Raw genomic sequence first — 25,875 nt, forward strand, 5'->3', positions numbered from 1 at the left:
ATTAGATGTAAAAACTCCCGCTCGTTTGAGCGGGAGTTTTTAGTGTTCTATTGCCCGTCCGGCAAGGACTTTGCTACAATAAATTTATGCAAGTAAAAATAAATATAGACGGCGGTTCGCGCGGCAATCCCGGTCCGGGGGCGTCGGCGTATGTGATTTGCGATCTAAACGGTAAAATTTTGGCGCAAGAAGGGCATTTCATGGCTCACTGTACCAACAATCAGGCCGAATATACCGCCTTAAAGTTGGCACTTATCAAATCAAAAGAACTAGGTGCCACAGAATTATTTATTGAATCAGATTCTTTGTTACTTGTTAAACAATTTGTAGGGGAATATAAGATAAAAAACCCCGATTTGGCCGCGCGCATGGTGGTTATTCGCCGGTTAGCCGAATCGTTTTCCATCCACATTAAACACGTCTTGCGCGAGTTCAACAAAGCCCCGGACGCACTTGCTAACAAAGCCATGGACGCCAAACAATCCTTAGGCTTTAATCCCATCAAACACTTGCCCGAAGACGCTGAAATTTTAGCCGTACCGCAAACCGGCAATACGGTTAACGGGGTAGAAGTAAAACCGGTAGTACGCAAGCCGGCTCAATCTGCCAAAAAACAACACCCCGAGCCACCCAGTTTATTCGGCGATTTCTAATTTGATACAATATATATAGGACGGTCAGATAACCGCTCCTGTTTATAAAAACAGGGGAGGAACTTCCGGACTCCACAGGGTAATGCGCCGCTTGAAAAGGCGGGCGGGTAAGTGTCAAAACTTATCCGATGGAAAGTGCCGCAGAAAATATACCGCCCGTAAGGGTAAGGGTGAAAAGGTGCGGTAAGAGCGCACCGCACGGTTGGCAACAAACGTGGCAAGGTAAACCCCGCAAGGAGCAAGGCCAAGCCGGTTCATACGTGACCCGCGTTCGTAACCAAGTAGGCCGCCTAGAGTAATGGTTATCCGGCCCGCAAGGGCTGACAGAATCTGGGGTATAGACCGTCCGTCAATTAAAATACTCCCGCATTTTAAGCGCGGGAGTATTTTATGCCTAAAAACAGTAAATCAAACGGCAGATTTGGCTTTCGTTTTTGCCGATTTAGTAGGCGTTGACGTCGGAACAAATTCTTTAGGCACTCTAAACCAGAACAACGCCCCTTGCCCCAGGCCCGCACTTTCTACACTGATATCTCCGCCATGTGCATGGACGATTTCTTGCGCGATAGATAACCCCAAACCCCAGCCTTGTTTTTTGAGATTACGGTCGTTATCGGACTGGTGGAATTTTTGAAAGATTTTTTCTTTTTCCGTATGCAAAATACCGGGGCCGTTATCAGATACTTGGCAATACACATCTTTATTATCGTCGTAAAAATTAACTTCTATCCGCCCCCCTTGCGGTGCAAATTTAATTGCATTGCCGATTAAATTATTAAGTACTTGCGACATTCGGAAACGATCTGCCGTAATCGTAATTTCGGTAGGATATTCATAGAGTTGCAAGTTTATTTCTTTCTTTTGGGCATTAACGGCTTGCAAGGTAACCACATCACTTACCAAGGCATTAAAATTAAAGGGCTGCACGTCCATTTTGAAACGGCCCGATTCCATCATAGAAATATCCATTAAATCGGTCATCAACATATTCATATTATCGGTGGCTTTCAAAATGTTGTTTAACGCAATTTGGTCATCATTGGTTTTACCACCTTGCGGTGTGTCCATTTTCAACACCGAGGCAAACCCTTGAATAGACGAAAGCGGTTGGCGCAAATCATGTGCCACAATAGACATAAATTTAGCGCGAATTTCGTTAAGCCGCGTAAGTTCCTGGTTAGACAACCGCAATTTATTGACCATTCCTTCCAATACAGATACTTTACCCGATAATTGCATTTGCAAAGACGCAATTTGTTGTTGATAATTGTGCTCGGCCGTCATAATCGTGCGGTTCATTTTACGCAAAATAAATTTTTTCGTTACCCAATACGTTATTAACGACAAGGACGACGCAATAATTACTACATATGCTACCACCATTTGCCAAGGTGTACCTACAATAGTTACCATATTTTCTCCTTTACTCTTCTAATGGTGCGCCTAATACACGCACCAATTCATGGCGCGTAATACTTCCTTCGCGCAAAATTCGCGGGCTTTGTGTCATATCCACCACGCTGGATGCGGTGGGGCTTAACGTACCCGCCTGAAAAATCAAATCTACTTTTCCGTCAAACGTTTCCACAAGCGTTTGTTCATCCGTAATAACCGGCTGGTTGTGCAAATTAGCACTTGTGCACGCCATGGGCATACTCATTTGCCCCAGTAACGCCGTCAAAAATGCGTAATCGGGCACGCGAAACCCAAGCCCCGCAAACCCACGTGTTAAAGCCTTCGCTTGCGGTTTAGGTGGCAAAATAAGTGTAAGCCCGCCGGGCCAAAACGCAGTAGCCAATTTGGCTGCATCCGCCGACACTTCGGCACAAGTCCGCACCGTCTCTATATGCGGGGCCAGCAGTTGCAAGGGGCTCGTTGCCGGACGGTTTTTGATCTGATAAATCGTTTGGATACTTGCTTCGGCAAATGCACCCGTACCGATACCATATACCGTATCGGTGGGCAAAACCGCCAAGGCGCCTTGTTCTATTTCCCGGGCCAACGTCTTGATTTCTTGCGACGTTAAATCAGTCGTCTTAAAAATACGGGTTTTCATCAGTTTCCTCTTTTTCTTCGGCGGCAGGTCTATCTATAATCAGTACAAATTCGCCCTGCACTTTGGGACGTTTGGAAAAATTTTCAATTAGTTCTCGTACCGTTCCGCGCGTCCATTCTTCATATACTTTAGACAGTTCGCGCGCCACAATCATCGGGGTTTGTTCGCCCAATGTTTTAGCAATTAGTTCTAACATCTTAATAACGCGGTAAGGTGACTCATACAACACCACTGGGACATTCAACCCATACGCATTGGCAATTAGTTTAGCGGCTTTACCCGGCTTGCGCGGCAAAAATCCTAAAAACGTGAACGCGCCCCCCGTAATACCGGCTCCCGCCAACGCACACGCTACGGCACTCGGCCCGGGTAATGACGACACTTTTATATTGGCGTTTAAGGCTTCTTTAACCAATTTCCACCCCGGATCGGAAATACACGGAGTACCGCAATCGGACACAAGCGCGGCGGTTTTTCCGCTTTGCAACACTTCCACACAACGCGAGATAGAACGCTCGTCATTTTCGTTATAGCGCATCGTCGGTTTGGAAATCGCGAAATGGGAAAGCAAAATTTGTGTACGGCGGGTATCTTCGCACAAGATAACATCCGCGTTTTTAAGCACGTCTAACGCGCGCAAGGTGATATCTTGTAAATTACCTATCGGGGTAGGAACGATGTAAAGCATAGATAAAGTATATAAAATAATCACGCAAAACGGAGTGCATTTAGTACAATATATATTCGTTGTTATTATTATTAAAAAGTAAGAGAGGAATCCCAAAAGAAAATGTCTAAAGTACTGTCTAAAATCAAGTTAAATACCTTCGCTATTATTTTATCGGTATTAGCGATAGTAACCGCGCTGACGTGGATTGTCCCGTCCGGAGCGTATGACCGCGTGGAAAACGCCGATGGGCGGCTGGTGGCTGTTGCAGGCACGTATCACCGTGTAGCGGCTAGCCCGCAAGGGTTGTTTGATTTATTACAAGCCCCAATTCAAGGATTTTCCAAAACGTCGGAAGTTATTGTATTTTTACTTGTAATTGGCGGAGTACTGGGCATTATTGAAAAGACGGGAGCCATCGCCGCGGGCATTCAAGCGGCAAGCGGTTTTTTCAAACGAAACCCCAAATTGCGCTTCCTGTTTATTCCGCTGGGTGTGATTGTATTTTCGCTGTGCGGGGCGACCTTCGGTATGTGCGAAGAAGCCTTGATTTTCGTACCGATTTTTATTCCCCTTGCTTTGTCGTTGGGATATGACTCGGCCTTGGGAACGGCTATCCCGTTTGTGGGAGCCGGTGTTGGGTTTGCCGCCGCATTTACCAACCCGTTCACCGTCGGTATCGCACAGGGGATCGCGCAAGTACCGCTTTATTCCGGTTTAGGATACCGCTTAATTATTTGGGTAATTTGTACTTCGGTAATTATTGCGTGGTTAAGCGTGTATGCGCACAAAATCAGCAAAGATCCGACCAAAAGTTTAACCTATGAATTTGACCAAGAAAAGCGCAAAGAATTAAAACTTAATAAAACGGAATATCATATCACCCGCCGGCAAAAAGCCGTTTTGATTGCCTTTGGTTTAGGCATGGCCGGAATGATTATCGGCGTACTCAAACCGCAAGTCTGTGCGTTTATTAACGGAACGTTCGGTATTGATTTAATCAAGTGGCTCAACTGGGAAAATTCCGGTTGGTACATTACCGAAATTGCCGCTTGGTTTTTGGGACTTGGTTTTGTGTGCGGTATTTTGGGCAAAATGAAAATGCAAGATTTTAGCGATACATTTTTTAACGGTGTACGCGGTATGGCCGAAATTGCTATGCTCTTGTGTTTCGCGCAAGCCATTGTAATTATTGCCAACAACGGCCATATCTTAGATACCTTGCTTAACACGATGTCGGGGCTGATCAAACATTTACACCCCATTTGTGCTTCGTGGGCGGCCATGATGTTGCAAACGGTCATTGACTTCTTTATTCCGTCCGGCTCGAGCAAAGCCGTTTTGACCATGCCGATTTTAGCCCCCCTGGCCGACTTAATCGGCATTACACGCCAAACGATGGTCTTGGCGTTCCAATTAGGCGGAAGTTGGATGAATATGGTAATTCCCACCGATCCGGTTACCATCGCGGCCATCGGGTTTGCGCGTATTGCTTATCCTAAATGGCTCAAGTGGATGTTGCCGCTGTTAATAACCATGTATTTATTGTCTTTCCTGTTACTGATTCCGCCGTATTTTATGAAATGGCAATAATACAGCCGCTTGATTATTTAGTAAAATAAAAGAAGCCCCAAAACAAATCCGGGGCTTCTTTTGATATATGTTAAACGAATTAAAAACCGTATCGTATTTACATATTGCCGATTGGATTGTATTGCTACTGGTATTGGTGGCTACGGCTTGCGCCGCGGCGTACGGTCATTTCCGTCTTAAAATCTCACAACCCAAAGATAAACTCTCCGCGTTAGATTATCTGCTCATGGGCCGCCAACTTACTTTGCCGCTTTTTGTAGCGACGTTAGTGGCCACTTGGTACGGGGGCATCTTCGGTATTAGTGAAATTACATTTAATTACGGTATTTATAATTTCGTCACCCAAGGCTTGTTTTGGTATGTAGCGTATCTGATCTTTGCCTTTTTTATTGCCGACAAAATTGCCCGTTATAATTCCATGACTTTACCTGATTTAACCGGACAAATGTTTGGCCCAAAATCCGCCAAAATATCAGCCATTTTCACTTTTTTCTATATCACACCCGTTGCCTATGTATTAAGTTTAGGCATGTTTTTACACATGGTTTTTGGCATCAGCGTCTTGACGGGGATGATTCTGGGGACCTTATTTACGTGCTTATATACGGCATGGGGTGGGTTCCGTTCGGTAGTATTTTCCGATTTAGTACAGTTTTTTGTCATGTGTAGTGCGGTACTGTTAGTGGCTGTATTTTCAGTATCTGTATTTGGCGGGATAGATTTCTTAAAAGCCAATTTGCCCGCTTCGCATTTTACACTTACCGGCGGCAACTCGTGGATGAGTACGTTTGTATGGGGCTTTATTGCGCTGGCCACTCTTATTGACCCGAGTTTTTATCAACGCTGTTTTGCCGCTAAAAGCCCCCTCGTTGTTAAACGCGGGGTCCTCATTTCCACAGGCATTTGGTTTGTGTTTGACTTATGTACCACTTTAGGCGCGCTATACGCACGTGCCGTATTGCCGCAAGCGCAACCGGGGCAAGCATACTTTTTTTATGCTATACAATTATTACCGTCCGGATTGCGCGGTTTATTTGTAGCCGGTATTTTATCTATTATTCTCTCTACCCTTAATTCGTTTTTATTTATTGCGTCTAACACATTAAGTTTTGATTTGTTGCGTAAACATTTTCAAAATGTCATTTTATCAAACCGTATTATGATTTTTGCGGTAGGCACGATCTCCATTATGTTAGCGCAATTATTTCACGGCAGTTTCAAAGAAATTTGGCTGGTATTGGGGTCCTATTTTTCGGCCTGTTTACTGATCCCTATTTTGATGGGTTATATTTATCCGGGACGCATTAGTGATAAATTATTTGTATGTTCTTCCCTAATCAGTGCGGTAGGAATGACTGTTTGGTATTTAGCCGTACCGGACGAATGGCTCGATAAAATAGCCCCGTTTTATATTGGGGTAAGTATCAGTTTAATTATTATTCTGCTTTACAGGAGCCGTCATGGAAGGATTGAATCACGTATTATTGATAGGCAATAGCCCGCACTGTTCTCTATCCCTTATCAAAAAACTAGCCACAACCGCTGATTTTATTTTAGCGACCGACGGCGGCGCCAACAATGCTCGCAAAGCCGGAATTCGCCCCCATGCCGTTATCGGCGATTTGGATTCCGTTTCCCGTACCACCCGCCACCAATGGCCTGATATTTCTTGGATTTTCGTAGATAACCAAAACAATACCGATTTACAAAAAGCATTGGATTATTTAGTAGCACACAAATGCAAAAAATGCACACTCATCGGATTTTATGGCGGACGGACCGATTTTTCCATCGGCAATTTACTCGCCTTATATTCGTATGCTAAAAAAATAGATCTTTGTGTCATGGAAGACGGGTGGAAAATTTATCCACTTTGCTCCGAAAAAACCTTTTCTGCTCCCATAGGCACGCGTGTCAGTTTGCTACCGCTTACTACCTGCTATCAAGTGACTCTTGCCGGGTTTAAATATCCTCTTAAAGAAGCGCGCTTGACGCTGGGCACTACACGCACGTTAAGCAACCTGACCGCAGCCAACCGTTTTTCGGTTTCGCTTACACGCGGGACCTTATTAGTATACATAGAACATAAGTCCCAACGTTAATTGGGTCTTTTGACCCTTGTTCATATATGACATGTTTTTTTAAACTATAATTACATACTAAATAGTTGGTATCTAAAGGAGAATTAGTAAAAAATGAATGTATCCACCCAAACAAAACTATTGTTATTAACAGTTGCCCTACTGTTAGCCGCCGGAAGCGCACAGGCCCAACCGGGACCAGAAATAGCCAAGGAAGTCGTTCGCACGTTTCGCGAAGCAGATATGCTTTTTGCACAACAGCAAGAAACTCTGTTCAAAGCCATCTTTGCTCCCGATCCGAATTTGTATGCGAATTTTTATATCGGCGGAAACCAATATTTTGACCCCATGGCCAAATCTATTCAACGTGCCAAAGAACTGGGGCGAACCGATTTATTGCCTTATTTAATAAATCCCCAAAAATTAGAGACCTTAGAACCCAATCGGGCCGATCCGGCTGCAGATGGAGTTTCCTATGATATGGTCACAAAATTTGTACAAAACACAACGGCAGAGATGTTAAGCGGTAAATATGCAGATATTCCGACTGTTAACGCCAACTATCATTCCTCGCAATATCAACAAGCCCTTGAGCGCCACATGAAGTGGCTAGAAAACAATCCCTTGGTAGACCAAACCAAAGCGACACCTTTCCAAAACGCCAACAGACTAACGCCGGCAGACAAGGACCAACTTGCTTACAAATTGGAAGAAATATACGAACGCGTTACCGATGAAACAGATTGTTTCTTTTTTAAGAAAATCGTATTTAAGGGAATGGAAATTTCCCCTTGGAAACAAGCGTTTTACCGCGCTAAAGAAGAAGGCAATACTTTATTTGTTTCATTTCTGAGTAGCAAATCATTAATGACGGAACTGAGAACGGCTTTCCAAGAAGGAGATTATATGCCCATGTACCAAAAGCACCAAGCACTTTTTGACAAATTGGAATTATGCCCCGAAGCATCCGAAGACTTTGAACTGACGATGAACGACGTTTGGCTGAACATTTATGACTTTGTCCAAAACACCACCAAACAAATGATCAGAGACGGGAAATCATGGGATGGAAACTCGTTAGAACAGATTGGAAGTATTGACAACGAATATTTCTCCTCTGACTTTTTGAGAAGAATTTCAGAATAACTTATACGACGATTACTCGTATTTTTGCAAAGCTTGCCCCCGCTAGTTCAAACGGGGGCAAGCATATTTTTCAGGCTATACAAGTATGACCGATTACAAAAAGCATTAGATTATTTAGTAACGCACCTATGCAAAAAATGCACGCCTGCCACTGGGCACTACACGCACGTTAAGCAATCTGACAGCCACCAACCGTTTTTCGGTTTCGCTTACACGCGGGACCTTGTTAATATATATAGAGCAAAAGGCCTAGTACTCTTTAGGCCCTTTGACCCTTGTTCATTAAGAGTATTTATTTTATTCTATCATTAGATACAAAAAATATTTGTACTCAAGGGGAATGAACATGACATTACGTGCCAAAACGAACCTAAGTTTACTAACCGTTGCGTTACTATTAGCAGTAATCGGCAACGTACAAGCGCAACCAGTCGGATCCGAAGTTGTAAAAGCAGCCGAAAGTGTCGGTAAAGCCATAGAAGAAACCGTCAGAGCCACCGGACAAGCGATAAGAGCCACCGAACAAACGACAAGAGGCACCGAACAAGCCATAAGAGCCACAGAAGAAGCTACACGGGCTGCAGAAGAAGCGGCAGGAGCCGCTGCCCGAATGAGAAACGGGACCGTCACCGCAGAAACAGGGAGAGTACTTAATACTGAATTAGGTACGGGCACAACGGGCCAAGCTTCAAACATAGATAAAGCATTAGACAACGCATTTATCTCCGCCCAAAGGCGCGAAGCACATAATGTATCAAGCGAAGCCGTCATGTCAGAAGAGGAGATGATTGCTTATGCAGAACAACAAGATCTTTTCCTACAGAAAATATTTGTTCCCTTACCCAATCTTTATGCTAAACATTTTCCCTTCCCCGATCTTTATGCTAAATATTATTTAGGTAAGGGAGTATGGTTTAATCCAATGCAACAGTCTATCTTACGCGCCCAAGAAACCGGACGGACAGAGTTACTTCCTTATTTGACAGATTCTAAAAAACTAAAGTCTTTACAGAAAGATTACAGAAATGCAAACGAAGATGGTGTTACCTATGACATCATTGTTGCATATGTACAACAGACAACTGCTTTGATGTTAACCGGTAAATATTGGGGACATATTCCATTGAATGTACCACAAATTCCGGCGAAATATCATACTCAGTTCTACCATGAAATGGTAGAAGATGCTGTAAAAAATGCTCTAGAAGAGGCTCTCTCATATCCGGAATCTACAATGGCTGATCCCAATACGGAGAGATTCACGCCTACCAAAAAACGCAAAATTGCAAAACTGCAGGAACAAATGTATGAATATATTGCCCTGGACCATAACTTGGCTATCAAATTCACTGTCGGGGAAACTGAAATTGCTCCTTTACGCCAGGCCTATGCACGTGCAGTACAGGAAGGGAAAACAAATTTCATTCCTTTCTTAAAAGATCCCAAACTACTTAAAGAATTAGAAAAAGCTTACAAAGATGATGATCCCACCACATTGTTTGTGGAAAATGAAAAACTGCTTAAAAAAATCGGCATTCATCCGGATTGCGTTCCTGATTTTGAATTAGCCCTGAACGATTTGTGGCTTGATATCTGCGATTATGTAGAAGATACCATGTGGCAAATGTTCTTAAAAGGCAAATCGTGGGACAAGACTTCGTTACAAGACTTTGTCTTTGACAGTGACTACTATGGGCTAGAATTCCGAGAAGCCAGGTCTAATTATTGGGAAAAAATCAAATAAAAAGGTATTATAGTTAAACAAAAGCCTCCACGAAAGTGGGGGCTTTTTATTATATAACAATAATTTCTTTATTTTTGACGAAATATTTTTTGATATATTTTTTGCGCGGCCGGCCACTTAGGGGTTGCCTTTTCCAAATATCTCAACGATTCTTCTTGCCGGCCTTGTTTCTCACGCAACACACCGATATGATAGGCTATTTCCGGGTTAGCATTTACAGCATCCTCAGGCAGAGAAGAAAAAACAGCATCGGCTTTTTCCAATTCGCCTTGCTTAATATACACCCACCCGAGCGTATCTATAAATGCTACTTCTTTGGGCGAAATAGCCACGGCACGGACAATAAGTTCTTTGGCTTCATCTAGCCGTTCACCGCGTTCGGCTAAACTATAGGCTAATAAGTTAAGCGCGGAAGCATTATTGGGTTGTTTTTCTAAAAGAATTTGAAGTTGTTCTTCCATATGCTTATATTTTTTCAAACTCTCTAAAGAGTAGGCATAATGCAAACGTGCTTCCATATACTCCGGACGTGATTTCAACAATTTTTCAAATACACGGGCGGCTTGCTTATAGTTTCGTCGGTCATTGAGCATCAATCCATAGAAAAAAGCGATTTCCACATTATCACCAAACTGTTTGTATGCTTTTTCCAATGTTTGCAAACTTTGTTCATTCTGTCCGGCCTTTTGTTGTAAAAAACTGACTTGCAACGGACGGGTAGCATTCGTGGAATAATCGTTGGAGGCTTGTAAATAATTGATAGCCCCTTGGAAATCGCCTCGTTGTTCCGCAAATAAAGACAAAAAATAATTAGCGGCTGTATGGTGAGGATCTTGCCCAACGGCTTTTAGAAAATAGGCTTCCGCCTTAGGAAAATCCCGCACCGCCGTAAATATAGCAGCCATACGCACATATACTTCCGCATCGGCATATCCCATTTTTTCCACTTCTTCCAATTCATGCAACATCAAAAAAAATTGCGACGTTTTTTCGTACACTTCGGCCTTTATTAAATGCGGTTGCGGATTATACGGATCAGCTTGAATTGATTTATCAAAATAGAGCAAGGCTTGTTCTATTTGATTACGGCGCAAATATAAAAGCCCAATTTGGTGATAGGCCAGCGAAGTCCAAGCCGGTTGTTCGTTGGCTGTTTTTTCCAACACCGCTATTGTTTTATCCAAATCTACCGTTGAAAGAAGCAGCAAATACTGTTGAAGCAATATGCTATCATCCGGGCGTAAAGCAAGGGCTTTTTCGTAAGCATCAAGGGCTTGGGCGGAATTTTGCTTCTTAAGGTTATACGAAGCATACGCCAAATAGTCTTCTGCTGTATTTTCGCCCATCGTAATATAATCTATATACGGCTCAGCCTGCTCCGGAGTGGGGGCCGCCGCCACCAATAATTGACGCAAGTATTTAGAATCGGGATCCAGTGCTAGTGTTTTCTTTAAGGCCTCAAAATAGGCTTGCGGATTATTTCGATGCACATAAACAGCCTCTAAAAAGGAATTAAATAACGCGGCTTCTTGTTTCCCTTCTGGGCTAATTTCCAACCCCCAAGCCGGGCACGCATAGCATATGGCTAAAACAATGATCCATTTTTTCATAATTTAATTCCCATAATTAATGCATCTTGTCCGTCAGCATAAAATTTTTTTCGCCGACCTATCGGCAAAAATCCTGCTTTTTCATACAACCGTATCGCGGCTGCATTATCGGCCGCCACTTCTAACGAAATTTCTTCTCCGCCGTTTTCGCGGGCCCACGTCAGGGCGTGGAAAAGTAAAGCCGTTCCTATTGCGCGGCGCGTAAAATCTGGCGATATACCCACGTTTAAAATTTCACCTACGCCCGCCGCTAAGCGCAACGCCACAAATCCGACAACGGCTTGTTCGTGCGCACAAAAAACGTGTGCAGATTTCTCTGCCAATTCCGTTTTCCACCCATTTTCCCCCCATTGAGCACAACGCGGTTGCTGCTTTTCTATAACCGCTAATGCGGGGATATCTTGAGAGTTGGCTAAACGTATGTTCATTTAGGAGTAATAAGTTCAAAGCGCGCCGGTTTTAAGTAAAGCGGTTCTAACGCATCTTGTTTAAGCGTATCATCTTGCGCCATGGCAAGTAACGTCTGCGGACGCACCCGAGAGTCACGCGGCGCAGCAAGTGGATATTTATTACCCAACAAGCCGTCCAAATCCGCATTATTTTTATCCGTTCCCGCCAGCATAATAGGATGCGTGTACGCGGCTAACCGCGCCAGTAATTCTTCGCGCGATAACCACATGGGCGCCCCATTTTTTCCGTCAAAAATCTGTAAAAAATACTCCTCGCGAAATGCGTGCAACACTACACCCAATGCTCCGTCAGGATATTGTTTTTGAAAACGTTTGAACGTGGCCGAAACCACTACTTGCCGACGGATAATTTCAAAAAGGGTTGCGCCATAGACTTCGGCCTGATTTAAGTATTTCATCATAGAAGCAAACGTCAGCCCGATACGGATACCCGTAAACCGCCCCGGCCCACGCACAATACACACTTTTTTAACATCTTGCAATGTACTCTCACAGGCCGTTAAAGCACGCGACATAACCGGAAAAAGCAAGCGTTCCTGTTTGATGCCTTTTTGACGGCGTGCGGCTGTTTTTTCTCCGGCTTGCACCGCTACCAAAAGAGGCGAAGCCGATGTATCCAATCCTACAATGACGTTTTTGCCTGTTTGCATAAATCCTCTAACAATATATCTGAAATGCGGCCGAAGGACGACAGTTTAATTTCCCGTTCGTCCCCTTGGCGCAAGATAAAATCCATTTCTAGCCTATCGGAGGGCAACATATGTGCAATCGGATCAGGCCACTCAGCTAAAATGATAGCCTCTTCATCTTCCAACATTTCTTCAAAACCCAGATTAAACACTTCCCCCGCAGATAACCGGAATAAATCAATATGAAACAAACGGTGTTTCTTATTGTGATATTTTTTCATCAAACTAAAACTGGCACTGGTAGGGGAACTTTTTAGCCCGAGCGCAGCGGCAATTCCTTTCACAAACACCGTTTTCCCGGCACCGATCGGCCCGCGTAAAAAGATAATCTCCCCGCCGTGCAACGCATGAGCAAACCGCGTTGCCAAAGCAAGCGTTTCTTCGCGCGAAGAAGTATAAATGGTACCTTGTTTCATTATTTTACCGTCTTAATACACACCCGCCGTCCATCAATAATTTGGCGGTCTTCGTTCATCGGATCTAAAACGTCGTCCCCGTCCACCACAAACACATACTTATATTCTCCCGCCGTCAATGCAACCGACGTTTCAAAATATCCTTTGCGGTAGGCTTTAAGTTCAATAGGGTCCTTGCCCCAGCGGTTAAAATCCGCCGCGAGTTCTACTTTTTGTGCGCCGGGAACCGTGATATAAAATTTGCGGTATTTCACTTCGGTATCATATGACACGGTCGGACGCGGCGTTTGTAAACTTTCTTTATTTAAGGGCGCCACCGAAGCGGCATTTTCTATCGTGCCTGCCGCATAGGAATAATAATCGGACGCCAAGGCAAAAAAACCCGTTAGTCCGATGGCCAGTAAAAATAAAATCAACGCAAAAAATGTACCGGGCCGGCTAATTTTGGGCATCTAAAAAACTCCTCAAATAGAATTGCGCGCCACATTCGTGGGCAATTTTTTCTACGGCTTTCTCATCAGCGCCGGTGTTTTCTACACAACTGACCACTACACGTTTTATTCCGGCGTCCACACACAAGCGGATAAATTCCACTACGCTTTCATAGCCGTCTTGATAAGGTTCTTGCGGGCGAACTAATTTACGCCATGTTTCTTCGTCTTGGGCATTAAGACTGACATTGATTGCATCCAACACCGCCGCCAATGACGGCACAATGTTTTTATGATGAATTAAATTGCCCAAGCCGTTTGTATTAAGCCGAATCGTAAAGGGCGGATATCTAAATTGTGCTTTCCAACCTTTGAGCGTTTGCGCGATAAATAAGAGTTGGTCTAATCGCATCGTCGGCTCGCCGTATCCGCAAAATACAACTTCCTTAAAGGGGGCTTTAGCAAGTTCTTTTTCAAGAGCAAGGAGCACTTCATTAGCAGACGGCTCTCCCGCCGCTAAATTCAAATTATTCCCATGGAAATCCATGTTCCATTTGGTTTTGATACAAAACGTGCATAAATTAGGGCAACGGTTTGTCAAATTGATATAAACCCCTGTCCCAAAACGATAAACAACTGCCGGCTCAGTTTTCTCTTCCATAAAACCCTCTTTATAGTATTATAGCAATTTCCATATATCCGGCCGGGCGATTTTAACTAGGCAAGCACCCGAAAAAAATAATAGAATAAAAGAAGGGAAGGGTGGCCGAGTGGTTTAAGGCGTCAGTCTTGAAAACTGATGTAGGGGCAACTCTACCGAGGGTTCGAATCCCTCCCCTTCCGGAAATTAAAAATCCTGCGAAAGCAGGATTTTTTAATTTTCGAAAGGTGGAGTGACACCAACTGCTTGGTGTCACGTCGGGATTCGAAAGGCGCAGCGTTGTACGAGTTTTGCCATTAGGCAAAGGCGAGTACCGCGAGCCCGGCCTGCAGAAAAATTCCGTCAGGAATTTTATCGGAAGGCGAATCACCAACTGCTTTACGTTGCGTCGGGATTCGAAAGGTGCAGCGGCAAATAACGTCGCCCAATACCTTTTGCTTATACGGTAAAACCGATACTGTGCCCTACGGCATGTTGTTTTAATTTCTGTTCAGTTGCAAGCATATCCTTCAGCACCTCCACCTGTGAACTTTTACCCAAGATTTCTGCCTTATTTTTAACTAACGTAAAATCACCGGGAGTTAATTTGTCTAAACCGATAAGGTTCTTTTTTCCTACATCTAATCCGAAGAAAAACGAAAATGCTTCCTGCACTTGTTCCAACGTCAAGAAATCATATTTGACCTTAAAACTAAACCGACGCAAACTTGCCGGGTCTAACGTATCCATCAAGTTGGTGGTACAAACAAACGGATAGGGGTGCGATTCCATCCACGTCAGCATTTCGTTCACGCTGGAAATCTCCCATGAACGCGCGGCTAAAGAACGGTCCCGTAAAAAACTGTCCGCCTCGTCAAAAATCAATAACGATTTATTGTCTTTAGCCTGTGCAAATGCTTTGGCAATGTTTTGCTCGGTTTCCCCCACATACGGGCTAATCAAATCAGATGCTCGGCGCTGGAACACATCCAAGCCCAATTCTTCCGCTAAATAACGCGCATAAGCCGATTTACCTGTACCGCTTGCCCCATACAAACAAAGGGAAAAATTGAGCCGTCTCAAGTCTTTTAATTGTGCGGTCAGTGCGCTTAAATCCATATCGGCGTGCACCAAAGCCTGACAAAATTTTTGTTCCGTTTTGGGATCTTCCGGTTTTTCGTAGCCGCCGTTTAAGGCTTGTGTCATAAAAGACAGATGATCTTTAACGGTGTCCAAATTTCCTTTAGCCATACGGGCCGCCCGTGCCGCATTGACAATCATAGAAGGCGGAACTTCGTACTTTTTGGCAAGCACAAGTGTATCGCTTACATCACACACAATTTTATTTTCCGTTAAATATTTTTTCCAAATTTTTTGGCGCACTTCCACAGGAGGTTTAGTAAAACATATCGCCAAGGTAAAACGACGAATAAAAGCCGGATCCATCCGATGAATTTTATTAGTCGTCCAAATGACAGGCACTTCGTTATTTTCCAACAAATTATTTATTTCCATTTTGCTGATGCGCGTTTCCGTACTGGAAAACACATCTTCGCCCTCATCAAAAAGGATACATGTGTTTTTAATATTCTTAAGTAAATATTGCTTGCGGTATAATTGTTGCAAACGATAATTACGTTTATCGTCTCCGTCATTGCATATACCGGCCGGATATAAGTTTAGTTTGGCCGATTGGGCCAGCACGTTGGCAAAACTGGTTTTGCCCGTACCGGGCACTCCATACAAAAGGATATTAAACCCCTTGGTATGTTGGGCCCTTTTCATCAGCCGCCATGCCAAATCGGCGGCCTTCACATGTGCAAAATCACGCTTAGTTAAAACATTCTCACCGATGATAGGCTCACCCAGCAATGCTTTATAGCGAGCCGCATCATCTTTGTATATCGTATGAATAAACCCCTGTACCCATTTGGTCAAAACAAGCGAAGATCGGTAATGATGCTCCCGTAATATCCCCAATCGTCTTAACGGAGCATTTTCATTCAAAACCGAAAAGCCCATCCCGCGCGTGATTCCGGAAACTTGCGTTAAGATATCTTCATCGTCCTCAATATCTCCTTTGAATTCACGCAAGCATGACCTTAACAGTTCATTATCCGTCATGGTACTTAAAAACCGCACAACGGCTTCTTCGGAAGCGGTCAAATGAAACTCGCGCACCAAGTATGAAATGTTATGTTGTTGATTAGATGGTGACAGGCTCGGATAAAATTCTCCGTATTTAGCAAAAGCCTTTTCTATTTGCAACAATCCGTTCGCTTGCTTGGCGGATGGATCTGAGAAAGCATCCATTTTCTTAAGTCCGGGGAATAATTTCCCATCTATTTTTCGGGCCGACAAGATTAAATCCCGCGCAAAACTTTTAAAATTTTTCAGTTCGGGCAGCAATTTATTCAGATAGTACATTGCTTCGTATTGTTCGTAAGTATATTTCATCGTTTTGTTCTCCTTTTTAGTAGATAAAGATAGAATAACAAAGCCGCCCGACAACGCTATGTCGTTATCTAAAAAAAGAACGATTTGTATAGAGAAAAAAGATTAGATGTTTGTGAAAAAATTTAATTTTGCCAGAACAAAAAACTCCCCGGGTTATAGGCCGGGGAGTTCAAAAACGAGGAAACTGTTTATCTAATTCCGGTTACGATACCGTGATCCAGCGTATAAATAGTAGTTGTAGCGCCGACAGACATATCGGTGAACGAAAGTTCTTCCGTATCAGCGTTAGGCTGATATTGCCAAGTCGGGCGGCCTTTACGCTCAAGGAGTTCGGCACGTGTAAGCCCATAGCCTTTGGGCGTAGGCGGACAATAGGCTTTATAAAAATCTACCATTTTCCAATACATATTGGTTGTTTTGGCTACCAATTTTTTATCTAAAATCAGGCCTTGCACCACCGCACAATTTTGCGCAACGGTCATATTGCCCAACAAAAAAGAACGTACGGTTTGAAATTCATTCAAATCATTCGTGTTTTGCGCCACCCAAACCACCTCATCCGCCGTTGCGCTTTTTTTGGCGAGCAAATGATTATACCGGCAACGGTAACTGGTACATTGCCATTTAGCATACGACAGGTGCGGCTGATAAACAACCAAAGCGGCTTCTTTAATAAAAGTTTCGGCAAGCAGCCGTTGGGCATCCGGAGAAACAGGGTTGCCGTTCTCGTCCATAAACGGTTCAGACAAATTTTTAACAGACGGAAACATCCACCACGCCACCCAAACAGCGTTGTTGGCTTTTTTAGCCGGGGCTAATTCGGCAACTTCACCGGTGCTCATATTCCACAATTCGGCTGACGCCGTCCAATGTCCGCTGGCCGATTGGAAGGGCACGGTAAATAAAGTTAAGGCGGAAGCCACCCCCCAAATTTTATTGGCTAAAGGTTTAGATAATTCAAAAGTATAATGCATTTTCAACTTATAATTACTTGCCCGTTGCGCCGCGGTAAAATAAGGCATAACCGAGGCACCGGCACAATTTTCGCACGATAAACTGAATTTACGGGCGGAAATATCCGGCGACGGGACTTCATACGGATTATCTAATTTAGGAGCCGTTACACACCCCGCAAGCGCTAAAACCACTAAACAAATTATCCCTACACCAAATGTTTTTTTCATCGTTTCTCCTTACAACTGCTATTATTATACATTAAAATTTATTCACAAAAAACTCTCCGGTGTAGCGAAGAGTTTTTAATGGAAAAACTTCAAATCAAACCATTTTATTTTTTAATGGCTTCTTCCAACGCGCGGGCGAGTTGATCGGCGCACGAAGTGCCTTTTCCGGCACAATCGTTGCCCTTTAATAAAGTAGCAATTTGTCGGGCATCGGCCCCTTCTACCAATTTACCGATAGCCGTTAAATTTCCCGGGCAACCGCCGATAAATTGCACATTATGTACACGTCCTTGCGCGTCCACGTCAAATAAAATTTCTTGCGAGCAGACCCCTTGCGGGCGAAATGAAAATGAGGCCATAAAAACTCCTTATTGTAAGATACTATATTATACCAAGTTCGTTTGAAAAGCCGTTTTTTGTATAATAAAAACGGGAGAAAATTTATGACTAATTCCGACATTATATCCAACGCACCTATTTCATCAGAAGAATTACAACAAGCCGCACAAATCATTACGGCTTTGCAAGAAGAACTTAAAACATATATTGCACAAGGTTCCGGCCCGTTCCTAGCCGCTATTTACGACGATAAAGGGACTCTCATTGCCAAAGCTGCCAATTCGGTAGTAAAAGGAAAATGCAGCCACAAACATGCCGAAATGAATGCCATTAAACAAGCGGAAGAAAAATTAAACACCTTTGATTTGGCCCCGTATAATTTACGCTTATATGTTACCGCCGAACCCTGTTTAATGTGTTTGGGCGGGATTATGTGGTCGGGTATTAAAACGGTATATTTCGGTGTGCCATCCAAACGCGTGGAAGAAATTACCGGATTTGATGAAGGATTCAAACCCAGCTGGTTAGAAGAGTTTAACAAACGCGGGATCCGCGTATATGGGAATTTGGCACCGCAAATCGGAGAAGACATATTGACGTTTTACGTCAAAAACGGACATCCTATATACAAACCCTCGCGTTGATATTTGGTAAAATAAAAGTAAATTTATGCGTTACGTTTTATATTTATTTACAATGGCTTTGTTGTTTGTTGGCGGGATGCTTGTAGGCAATAATTTCTTGCCCCAACGGGACATGTCGCTTGCTTCCGCTGTGTCTGTCCCGCCGCTAAATGTGGATAATCCCGCTTTGCAAAGTGTGACGCGCGAACAAGCCCAACAAGATTTGGCCATGCTTACGCAGTTGTTGCAAGAGGGCGAAGGGGCTCAAAACGAAGAGAGAACCCGTTTGTTAAATCGTATTTCTTTACGTTTGGCGATGGAAAATTTTGAGTTCAAGAAAACGAAATTAGAATTGGAAATTGCTAAAAACAATAAAGAGAACCGACCTACCGCCCAACTGACACAAGCCATGAACGAATATAATCAAGCGCGTGAACAGGTAGAAAAATTATTAGATTCGCTTTTCCCGGTACCAACGCAAGAAGAAGAAATGATTGAAAACGAAACACCCCCCGCAGAATCTGAAAAAAAGTAATACCAAAAATCCCCGGTAAAAAACCGGGGATTTTTACACTCCAAAAAACATTTTATTTTCGGTTTGTTTCGGCAAGCAGGTTGCGTAACATTTCCCATTCCGCCGCATATTTTTCAGCGGTTTCTTGCGGGGTATAACCGGAGCGGTACGTCCAGTTTTCTTCGCCTACTGTTCCGGGAGTATTAACGCGGTCAGTTGTGCCGATAATATCTTGGAACGAAAATAATGCAATAGCCGATGATGAACCTAATACGCGACGTAAAATCGCACGTTGTGTGTCTAAATTCCACGGCACGTTTCCGTCGGTTTTTTGTGCGGAAATCATTTCCCAAATATTGGCACGCTCATATGGATTCATTGTTTCCCACCAACCGCGTACCGTTTCGGTATCGTGGGTGGACGTCGTCGCCAACGACACAACGGGATAATTGCGCGGTTCGCGGTAATAACCGTTATCTTCGCGTTCCCAACGAAGCACCTTATAACCGGGAATACGCAAATCTACAAGCATTCGGCGCACATAGTTGGGAATAACGCCTAAATCTTCACCGACAGCCAATTTACCATGGGCTTCATCTAACACCATGCGCAAAAACGCATAACCGCGGTCAATTTGGTTTTGTTCACCTTCCACATCAAATTGACCAACTTGGTCGCCGGGGGCAAAAATATAAGTCCGGAAAAATCCTACTAAATGATCTAAACGGAAAATATCATACAGTTCCGTTACACGGCGGATTTTACGCCGCCACAAATCTAAATTATTTTCATGTTGATACTTCCAATCATACGCCGGAAGTCCCCAGCGTTGGCCGCCTTTTGAAAATTGATCGGCCGGAGCGCCGGTTTCCCAACCGAGCCGGTAATTGCGCCGCTCGGCCCATACTTCGGCACTATCTAAATTAGTGCCAAACGGGATATCGCCGAAAATCAACAGTCCTCTTTTGGTAGCAAAGGATTTAGCGGCGCGAAGTTGCCCATCCAATATCCATTGGATATAGGCAAAAAATTGGATATATTCACGGTATTTGGCTTCAAAAATTTCCACGGCCGTTTCATTGCATTGGCGCAAAGTTTGCGGCCATGAGAGCCACGTTTGCCACCGGTAAAATTCTTTTAATGCGCGAAACAAAGCATAACTTTTCAACCACCCGGCTTGTGCTTGTTGGTAGGCTTCAAAAGCAAAAAAACGCGGCGTACGCGCGCTTTGGTCTTTCGCCAAGAAGTGTTGATATCCCAACCACAAAACTTTTAATTTCGCCGATTTTACTGCTCCAAACGGGGCTTTCTGCGCATGGTGCCACGTTTCAATTTGCGGTTTTAATTCGTTAATACATTGTTGCGCTTCTGCACTTTGCGCAATATCTTCTACCGCCGAAATATCGGTATAAACAGGGTCAATGGCAAACGACGTCATCGCCGAGTACGGACACGTAACCCCGGGCGCGGTTTCCTGCAACGGTAAAATTTGCAAAATTTTAATACCTTGTCCGGCAAAAAACTCCGTCCATTGTTGCAAGGAGCCGAAATCGCCCACGCCCCAATCGGTTTGGGTTTTCATCGCAGAAAGCGGCAATAAAATACCGCATGAGCGCGAGGATAGAAGTTGGTCTTGTATCGTCATCATTTATTTCTTGGCTATGGCTTCAATTTCTACCGCACTGCCTTTGGCAAGTGCCGCCACCTGAACTGTCGTACGGGCAGGCGGATTATCTTTAAAAAACGTACTATACACCGCATTCATCTCGGCAAATTGCGTCAAATCCGTCATAAATACTGTTGTTTTGAGCACGTTTTTAAGCGAACAGCCAGCTTGTTTCAAAACGGCTTCCAAATTGGTTAAAATAAGTTCGGTTTGAACACGCACATCTCCGTTAAAGATTTCCCCCGTTACCGGGTCTATGGGTACGATACCCGTAGTAAAAATAAAACCGCCGTCTTCTACCGCTTGCGAATAACAACCGATAGGTTTGGTGGTACTGATGTTAATTACTTTTTTCATAAATCACCTATATAAAAACGGAATACGGCACAAAGCCCTTTTTTATATGGTAGCAAGGCAAGAGCCTGATGTCAAACGGTTTATTCGGCGGGAAAAGAAAATTTTTTGACGGGTCTGTGTAAAATTGCTATAATAAATTATCGCTTAAAAATACAAGCAGCACAATCTAAAAAAACAGTTGTGTAACTTCTTTGAATTTTGATATAATAATTAGGTCGGGTTTAACCGATGCTAGATTAAACCCCCTAAAAGTTATTTTTTTGCGCTCGTAGCTCAGTGGTAGAGCATCCGCCTTTTAAGCGGGGGGCCGTGAGTTCAAGTCTCACCGGGCGCACCATTTAAGCCTTCTTCGTCTATCGGTTAGGACGTCGGATTTTCAATCCGAAAAGAGGAGTTCGATTCTCCTAGAAGGCGTTTTTTTATGCCCTGCGTATGCGGGGCATTTTGACTTCTAGGCCTGAATCGAACTCCCGCCCCTTTAGGGGCAGCCGAAGCATTTAGCGTAGGCGGGGATACTATAAGAGCAAAATCTAAGTTGTTTGGCACATCGTGCGTTTAGATTTTGCCGGTATTTCCGGAGGAAATAACGATTCTCCTAGAAGGCGTTTTTTTATGCCCTGCGTACGCGGGGCATTTTGACTTCTAGGCCTGAATCGAACTCCCGCTTGTTCACCGGAACAAATTTTTACAAAGCAAACTTTTATTTAATGAAAAAGCAACTCTCTTTTTGCAGTGTTGCTTTTTGTAAAAACATTTTTATTGAAGATGTTAGAACATAAAAAAACCCCGCCGAAGCGGGGTTTATTCTCGTTAAGAGAAAAGAATACTAATCGTTTTGTACCGGTTGAGAGCAGCCACCGGAAGAACGACCATCGCTACAGCAAGAAGAGCGAGGCATATCAATACCGCAGAAGTCGGCGCACAAGGCTTGACCGTTTTCATCGGAACCATCGCATTGCGTATCATTGCTGGCATACCAGCGGCTGAGCGTATATTTGTATTGCAAGTTGGTGCTGGCGCTACCATTGGCTTCGCGGACAGCGGTTACTTTACCACCGGTGAAAGCAGTACCGGACAAAGAAACGGCGAAACCGTTACCGTTAGCACCAGTAGAGACGTTACCTTTGGTGTAGTAGATAGAACCGTTGGCACCTTTGGGGGCGACGTCTAACGCTCTATAGTTCGTGGTATACTTGTTGATTTGCAAGTATTTGCGTTGTTGAGCTTGAGCAATATTTCCAAGCAAGGTTACAGCTTCCGTCATGCGGGAGCGTTCCACTGCTTTGAAGTATTGCGGCATGGCCATAGCGGCCAAAATCCCGATGATGAGTACCACCACCAAGAGTTCGATAAGGGTAAACCCTTTATTAGTATTCATAAAACCTCCTACAGTTTTATACATAGATTTCTGTAACCCACAAGGGGCTACAAATTAAGTGTAGCAGTAAAAGAGAAAAAAATCAAGCGTTTTTTGAAAAATTATTTATCAAAGTTAATTCGCTCTTTCTCAATTACTAACGGGCGGTGTAATACTTGCGTCAATATCGCTCCGACGTATTCTCCTAAAATTCCCAAGAATATTAACTGTACGGAAGCGAAAAATAATACGGCTAATAATATGGGGGCCGTCCCCATGGGGAAATTATCCCAAAAACATAATTTAAGAATTAAATAGATACAAGCCAAACTAAAACTGATAATACCTAACACAAATCCTCCCAACGCCGCTAAACGAAGCGGCACTTTGGAGTGATTGGTAAAACCGATCATGGCATTATCATATAAGGTGTAAAAATTATTTTTGGTAATTCCTGTTTTGCGGGCAGGCTGTTCAAACGGCACGAGTGCTTTGGCATATCCCAACTCACACACCAGTCCGCGCATGTACGGGTAAGGGTCATCCAACCGACGGATTTCATCCATCACTTGTTTATCAAAAAGTCCGAACCCGGTACAATTCGGTACCAGTTCAGCGCCGGAATCGTTGACTAAATTTAAGAGCCAATAATAAAATGTTCGCACAAAAGCAAATAATTTATTTTCTACGGTTTGCTTTTTTTGGCCCAGCACAATGGGTGTACCTTTTTCCCACTCGGTAATAAAAGCATTGATTAAAGCGGGCGGGTCTTGCAAATCGGAAGCCATATAGATAACCGCATCGCCGGTGGCTTGTAACATACCGTAATGTGGGCTTCGGATATGCCCGAAATTACGCGCATTGACAATCACTTTAATATGCTCATCCTGCGCAGCCAAGCGGCGAAGTTCTGCCAATGTGTTATCCGTAGAACCATTATCTAAAATAATTTGTTCGTAATCGTATTTATCCGTCCATTTAGCCATTTCTTCTTTAACGGCTTTACATAATGGCCCGACGTTATCTTGTTCGTTAAAAGCGCTGGAGACGATAGAGATTTTTTTTCTCATAAATTACTTACTCCCGCCGGATGCACCGTAAAAATACAAGCATCGCGGCCAAAGACCATTGGCTCGCCATCTTCTTCGGTACGGGTTTCCATACTCACTTGCATAAAATGAATTTGCGAACAAAGCGGTAAGAAAATATACGTCTTTGGATTAGTTTCCCAAGATAAAGATACATTTTCCGGCGTGAGCGGAATAAGTTCCAAGTTCTTATCTTTCGGGATATAAAGCCCAAACATATAAGGAAGGGCGGCTTCCGGATATCCGGTTTTTGTCATATCTACTAAAATTTTATCTACTTGTTCATCCTTAGCCAAATGGGAAAATAACGCTTGTAACCCGGTATATTCTTGCCAATGCAAATGTTCCAATTGCCAATAAAAACTAACCCAACCCCATAGCAAAGCCGGCCATAAAATCAACAAAACCAAATGACGTTTTTGCAAATGATCCAAACACTCAGTGAAAAGCAAAATGAACGCAGGCATTGCGGGCAGGAAATAACGGTCTAACCATAAATTGACACGGCAAGACACTAAAGCCACCACTCCCAAAAGCAGTACGATTTGGGCGATGGGCAATATAAAATCAGCGCGTTGAAGTATTTTGACTTTATAGGTAAAGACAAGAGATACAGCCGCTAATATCACCCCATATAAGATAGCGGAGAATAAGAACCGCGGGCCGAATAAGAAAATTAAAATATCATAGGTGGCTTTGGCAAGCGGCGTTTTGAACCACCATGTAGATTGCAACCCGCCCGTAAAAGTCAGTACATGATACAACCACACACTCCACAGGGCAAATACAACGGCTGTCCCCCAGAAAGCCCATTTACGTCCGATTTTATAATAACATGCATATAAAAACACAATTAATGCCGTAATAAAAAATTCTGCCGTACAGAAGAAATGGCTATATGCCCCCAAGAACCCGGCTATATAAAAGGCCAACCATAACCGCCGAGAAGGTTCTTTACCTTGGCTAAAATCATAAATAAACCGCAAGCCCAATAATGAAAAAATAGTAGAAAGCAAAATAGATAAAGAATAGGTACGCACGATATGTCCGTAAGCAACCAAGATAAAAGAACAAGCCATCAAAGATACAAAGATATATTTTTTAAGCGGTTGCCAATACTTTGGGGCGAGCAACCAGGCCATAACCACAGCCAACAGACCTAACAACGCACTAAACAAATGTAACCATACATACGAGAACGGGAATATACGGTTCCATACAAACAGCAAGATATTAAAAAGAGGCAAGTTAATATCTTGCAAGAGCATATTTTTCCAGATAAATGAAAAAGAAAGTTGAGGAAAAGCCGTAATGGCGGAATATAATTCATCATATTGCAAGCCATTGCCCAAGTGGGCAAAACGCATGACAGACATATAGAGAGAAAGAACCACCGCACAAATAATACAAACCGTCGTAAAAATGCGTGCCAATGCCGCTAAACAGGTGACTCTTTTCCCGGAAGAAACGTCTATCTTTTTTACATCAACTTGCAAATTATCCATAACCCGTTACTCTCCCTCAGCGGTAGATATACGGGCTTCAATGCGCGGATCCGGGGGCAAAGCAGACATATCGTCCACCCCCATCATATCCATACAAAGCGTTTCGTTTTTCTGGAAATGTCCGGTAGGAACACAAAATACTTGCAGGCTATTAAACGGACGCACCAAGGTATAACTATATTTCTCGCTTCCTACGCGGTCAGCCGTCATAAACCATTGACCGTTGATTTCTTCAAAATACACTTGGAAACCCGATTTCGGGGTGCCGTCATCGTATTTACCGCGGGTGAAATAAACCGTATTTTCTATGCCATTGGAATACAGGTTATCCGCCGACGGCCGGCGCAACGGCACAGGGGCTACATCCAGATAATGCCACAATTTCGTATAACGATGTTTCATGACACGATAACGGTCTTGCGAAGAGATAACCGTCCCCATCAAAGACAACACATCTGCCCGGCGGACATTTTCAATAGCATGTTCATAAAAAGAAGTGGCGATAGCGGCCAAAATGGCAACTATTATTACTACTACAATAATTTCCAACAAGGTATATCCTTTTTGGTTTTTTAACATAGTTTTCATA

26 protein-coding genes, 3 tRNA genes and 1 other RNA gene are annotated in these 25,875 nt (G+C 43.5%); 12 read left to right on the top strand and 18 right to left on the bottom strand.

The genetic code is table 11. From position 1 onward, the window contains the following. Positions 1 to 86: 86 nt before the first annotated feature. Both ACQY3H_RS01675 and rnpB read left to right on the top strand, forming a co-directional pair. Complete coding sequence (locus tag ACQY3H_RS01675; RefSeq protein WP_428074207.1) at positions 87 to 653, top strand: ribonuclease HI family protein; 567 nt, start codon at positions 87 to 89, stop codon at positions 651 to 653. A 16-nt stretch (positions 654 to 669) separates the two neighbouring features. Further along, positions 670 to 1,007: RNase P RNA component class A (gene rnpB / locus ACQY3H_RS01680), an RNA gene on the top strand. Positions 1,008 to 1,061: 54 nt separating this feature from the next. Here the strand turns inward: rnpB and ACQY3H_RS01685 are convergent. From ACQY3H_RS01685 to rsmI, 3 genes are read right to left on the bottom strand one after another with little or no spacing between them, the layout of a single operon-like run. After that, on the bottom strand, positions 1,062 to 2,066 hold the full coding sequence (locus tag ACQY3H_RS01685; protein WP_428074209.1) for a sensor histidine kinase: 1,005 nt from the start codon (positions 2,064 to 2,066) through the stop codon (positions 1,062 to 1,064). 10 nt (positions 2,067 to 2,076) lie between these two features. Continuing rightward, positions 2,077 to 2,709, bottom strand: a complete 633-nt coding sequence (locus ACQY3H_RS01690; RefSeq protein WP_428074211.1) for an L-threonylcarbamoyladenylate synthase — start codon at positions 2,707 to 2,709, stop codon at positions 2,077 to 2,079. Continuing rightward, on the bottom strand, positions 2,690 to 3,397 hold the full coding sequence (rsmI, locus tag ACQY3H_RS01695) for a 16S rRNA (cytidine(1402)-2'-O)-methyltransferase (protein WP_428074213.1): 708 nt from the start codon (positions 3,395 to 3,397) through the stop codon (positions 2,690 to 2,692). The genes ACQY3H_RS01690 and rsmI overlap by 20 nt, the downstream gene beginning before the upstream one ends. Positions 3,398 to 3,499: 102 nt before the next feature. On the opposite strand from rsmI, the gene ACQY3H_RS01700 reads away from it, so the two are divergent. From ACQY3H_RS01700 to ACQY3H_RS01720, 5 genes are all read left to right on the top strand, one after another. After that, positions 3,500 to 4,969 carry a YfcC family protein gene (locus ACQY3H_RS01700; RefSeq protein ID WP_428074215.1) on the top strand — a complete coding sequence of 490 codons (1,470 nt, stop codon included), beginning with the start codon at positions 3,500 to 3,502 and terminating at the stop codon, positions 4,967 to 4,969. Positions 4,970 to 5,036: 67 nt separating this feature from the next. Beyond that, positions 5,037 to 6,467: a sodium:solute symporter family protein gene (locus tag ACQY3H_RS01705; protein WP_428074217.1), complete on the top strand. Its 1,431-nt coding sequence runs from the start codon at positions 5,037 to 5,039 to the stop codon at positions 6,465 to 6,467. Then, positions 6,430 to 7,071 carry a thiamine diphosphokinase gene (locus tag ACQY3H_RS01710; RefSeq protein ID WP_428074219.1) on the top strand — a complete coding sequence of 214 codons (642 nt, stop codon included), beginning with the start codon at positions 6,430 to 6,432 and terminating at the stop codon, positions 7,069 to 7,071. The genes ACQY3H_RS01705 and ACQY3H_RS01710 overlap by 38 nt, the downstream gene beginning before the upstream one ends. A 93-nt stretch (positions 7,072 to 7,164) precedes the next feature. Then, on the top strand, positions 7,165 to 8,196 hold the full coding sequence (locus tag ACQY3H_RS01715) for a hypothetical protein (RefSeq protein WP_428074221.1): 1,032 nt from the start codon (positions 7,165 to 7,167) through the stop codon (positions 8,194 to 8,196). Between the two features lie 346 nt (positions 8,197 to 8,542). Then, positions 8,543 to 9,940: a hypothetical protein gene (locus tag ACQY3H_RS01720; protein ID WP_428074223.1), complete on the top strand. Its 1,398-nt coding sequence runs from the start codon at positions 8,543 to 8,545 to the stop codon at positions 9,938 to 9,940. Between the two features lie 68 nt (positions 9,941 to 10,008). Here the strand turns inward: ACQY3H_RS01720 and ACQY3H_RS01725 are convergent, their stop codons facing one another. From ACQY3H_RS01725 to ACQY3H_RS01750, 6 genes are read right to left on the bottom strand one after another with little or no spacing between them, the layout of a single operon-like run. Then, positions 10,009 to 11,550, bottom strand: a complete 1,542-nt coding sequence (locus ACQY3H_RS01725) for a tetratricopeptide repeat protein (RefSeq protein WP_428074225.1) — start codon at positions 11,548 to 11,550, stop codon at positions 10,009 to 10,011. Continuing rightward, positions 11,547 to 11,978, bottom strand: coding sequence for a ribosomal protein S18-alanine N-acetyltransferase (gene rimI / locus ACQY3H_RS01730; RefSeq protein WP_428074227.1), 432 nt, complete (start codon positions 11,976 to 11,978; stop codon positions 11,547 to 11,549). Before rimI ends, ACQY3H_RS01725 begins: the two co-directional genes overlap by 4 nt. Then, the gene (gene tsaB, locus ACQY3H_RS01735; protein ID WP_428074229.1) at positions 11,975 to 12,670 is read right to left on the bottom strand and encodes a tRNA (adenosine(37)-N6)-threonylcarbamoyltransferase complex dimerization subunit type 1 TsaB; all 696 of its coding nucleotides are present in this window, start codon (positions 12,668 to 12,670) and stop codon (positions 11,975 to 11,977) included. Before tsaB ends, rimI begins: the two co-directional genes overlap by 4 nt. After that, a complete protein-coding gene (tsaE, locus tag ACQY3H_RS01740) occupies positions 12,643 to 13,125 on the bottom strand; it encodes a tRNA (adenosine(37)-N6)-threonylcarbamoyltransferase complex ATPase subunit type 1 TsaE (protein ID WP_428074231.1) in 483 nt (160 codons plus the stop codon). Before tsaE ends, tsaB begins: the two co-directional genes overlap by 28 nt. Then, positions 13,125 to 13,577: a glycogen-binding domain-containing protein gene (locus ACQY3H_RS01745; protein ID WP_428074233.1), complete on the bottom strand. Its 453-nt coding sequence runs from the start codon at positions 13,575 to 13,577 to the stop codon at positions 13,125 to 13,127. The genes tsaE and ACQY3H_RS01745 overlap by 1 nt, the downstream gene beginning before the upstream one ends. Next, positions 13,564 to 14,217, bottom strand: coding sequence for a TatD family nuclease-associated radical SAM protein (locus ACQY3H_RS01750; RefSeq protein ID WP_428074235.1), 654 nt, complete (start codon positions 14,215 to 14,217; stop codon positions 13,564 to 13,566). The genes ACQY3H_RS01745 and ACQY3H_RS01750 overlap by 14 nt, the downstream gene beginning before the upstream one ends. Before the next feature lie 95 nt (positions 14,218 to 14,312). On the opposite strand from ACQY3H_RS01750, the gene ACQY3H_RS01755 reads away from it, so the two are divergent. Next, positions 14,313 to 14,399 (top strand) — tRNA-Ser (locus ACQY3H_RS01755). Positions 14,400 to 14,655: 256 nt separating this feature from the next. On the opposite strand, the gene ACQY3H_RS01760 is transcribed toward ACQY3H_RS01755, so the two are convergent. The 3 genes from ACQY3H_RS01760 to ACQY3H_RS01770 all read right to left on the bottom strand — a co-directional run bounded on the left by ACQY3H_RS01760 (position 14,656) and on the right by ACQY3H_RS01770 (position 18,196). Then, positions 14,656 to 16,653: an AAA family ATPase gene (locus ACQY3H_RS01760; RefSeq protein WP_428074237.1), complete on the bottom strand. Its 1,998-nt coding sequence runs from the start codon at positions 16,651 to 16,653 to the stop codon at positions 14,656 to 14,658. A 188-nt stretch (positions 16,654 to 16,841) separates the two neighbouring features. Continuing rightward, on the bottom strand, positions 16,842 to 17,837 hold the full coding sequence (locus ACQY3H_RS01765; protein WP_428074239.1) for a hypothetical protein: 996 nt from the start codon (positions 17,835 to 17,837) through the stop codon (positions 16,842 to 16,844). Between the two features lie 104 nt (positions 17,838 to 17,941). Further along, positions 17,942 to 18,196, bottom strand: a complete 255-nt coding sequence (locus ACQY3H_RS01770) for a TIGR03905 family TSCPD domain-containing protein (protein ID WP_428074241.1) — start codon at positions 18,194 to 18,196, stop codon at positions 17,942 to 17,944. Between the two features lie 84 nt (positions 18,197 to 18,280). Here ACQY3H_RS01770 and ACQY3H_RS01775 point away from each other — a divergent pair, with 84 nt between their 5' ends. Next, a complete protein-coding gene (locus ACQY3H_RS01775) occupies positions 18,281 to 18,820 on the top strand; it encodes a nucleoside deaminase (protein ID WP_428074243.1) in 540 nt (179 codons plus the stop codon). A gap of 52 nt (positions 18,821 to 18,872) precedes the next feature. Next, a complete protein-coding gene (locus tag ACQY3H_RS01780; protein WP_428074245.1) occupies positions 18,873 to 19,334 on the top strand; it encodes a hypothetical protein in 462 nt (153 codons plus the stop codon). A 52-nt stretch (positions 19,335 to 19,386) separates the two neighbouring features. Here ACQY3H_RS01780 and malQ read toward each other — a convergent pair whose 3' ends face one another. Both malQ and ACQY3H_RS01790 read right to left on the bottom strand, forming a co-directional pair. Continuing rightward, positions 19,387 to 20,961, bottom strand: coding sequence for a 4-alpha-glucanotransferase (malQ, locus tag ACQY3H_RS01785; protein WP_428074247.1), 1,575 nt, complete (start codon positions 20,959 to 20,961; stop codon positions 19,387 to 19,389). Beyond that, positions 20,962 to 21,336 carry a RidA family protein gene (locus tag ACQY3H_RS01790; protein WP_428074249.1) on the bottom strand — a complete coding sequence of 125 codons (375 nt, stop codon included), beginning with the start codon at positions 21,334 to 21,336 and terminating at the stop codon, positions 20,962 to 20,964. 262 nt (positions 21,337 to 21,598) lie between these two features. Between ACQY3H_RS01790 and ACQY3H_RS01795 the strand changes: the two genes are divergently transcribed. Both ACQY3H_RS01795 and ACQY3H_RS01800 read left to right on the top strand, forming a co-directional pair. Continuing rightward, positions 21,599 to 21,673, top strand: a tRNA-Lys gene (locus tag ACQY3H_RS01795). Positions 21,674 to 21,678: 5 nt separating this feature from the next. Beyond that, a tRNA-Glu gene (locus ACQY3H_RS01800) sits at positions 21,679 to 21,750 on the top strand. A gap of 412 nt (positions 21,751 to 22,162) precedes the next feature. Here ACQY3H_RS01800 and ACQY3H_RS01805 read toward each other — a convergent pair. The 4 genes from ACQY3H_RS01805 to ACQY3H_RS01820 all read right to left on the bottom strand — a co-directional run bounded on the left by ACQY3H_RS01805 (position 22,163) and on the right by ACQY3H_RS01820 (position 25,874). Then, the gene (locus tag ACQY3H_RS01805) at positions 22,163 to 22,714 is read right to left on the bottom strand and encodes a type IV pilin protein (protein ID WP_428074251.1); all 552 of its coding nucleotides are present in this window, start codon (positions 22,712 to 22,714) and stop codon (positions 22,163 to 22,165) included. Positions 22,715 to 22,815: 101 nt separating this feature from the next. Further along, positions 22,816 to 23,763 carry a glycosyltransferase family 2 protein gene (locus tag ACQY3H_RS01810; protein ID WP_428074254.1) on the bottom strand — a complete coding sequence of 316 codons (948 nt, stop codon included), beginning with the start codon at positions 23,761 to 23,763 and terminating at the stop codon, positions 22,816 to 22,818. After that, entirely contained in the window at positions 23,760 to 25,286 is a 1,527-nt protein-coding gene (locus ACQY3H_RS01815) for a hypothetical protein (protein WP_428074256.1), read from the bottom strand. The genes ACQY3H_RS01810 and ACQY3H_RS01815 overlap by 4 nt, the downstream gene beginning before the upstream one ends. A 6-nt stretch (positions 25,287 to 25,292) precedes the next feature. Then, a complete protein-coding gene (locus ACQY3H_RS01820; protein WP_428074258.1) occupies positions 25,293 to 25,874 on the bottom strand; it encodes a prepilin-type N-terminal cleavage/methylation domain-containing protein in 582 nt (193 codons plus the stop codon). Position 25,875 lies beyond the last annotated feature (1 nt).

Source organism: Candidatus Avelusimicrobium luingense (assembly GCF_902757105.1).
GTDB classification, from domain to species: domain Bacteria; phylum Elusimicrobiota; class Elusimicrobia; order Elusimicrobiales; family Elusimicrobiaceae; genus Avelusimicrobium; species Avelusimicrobium luingense.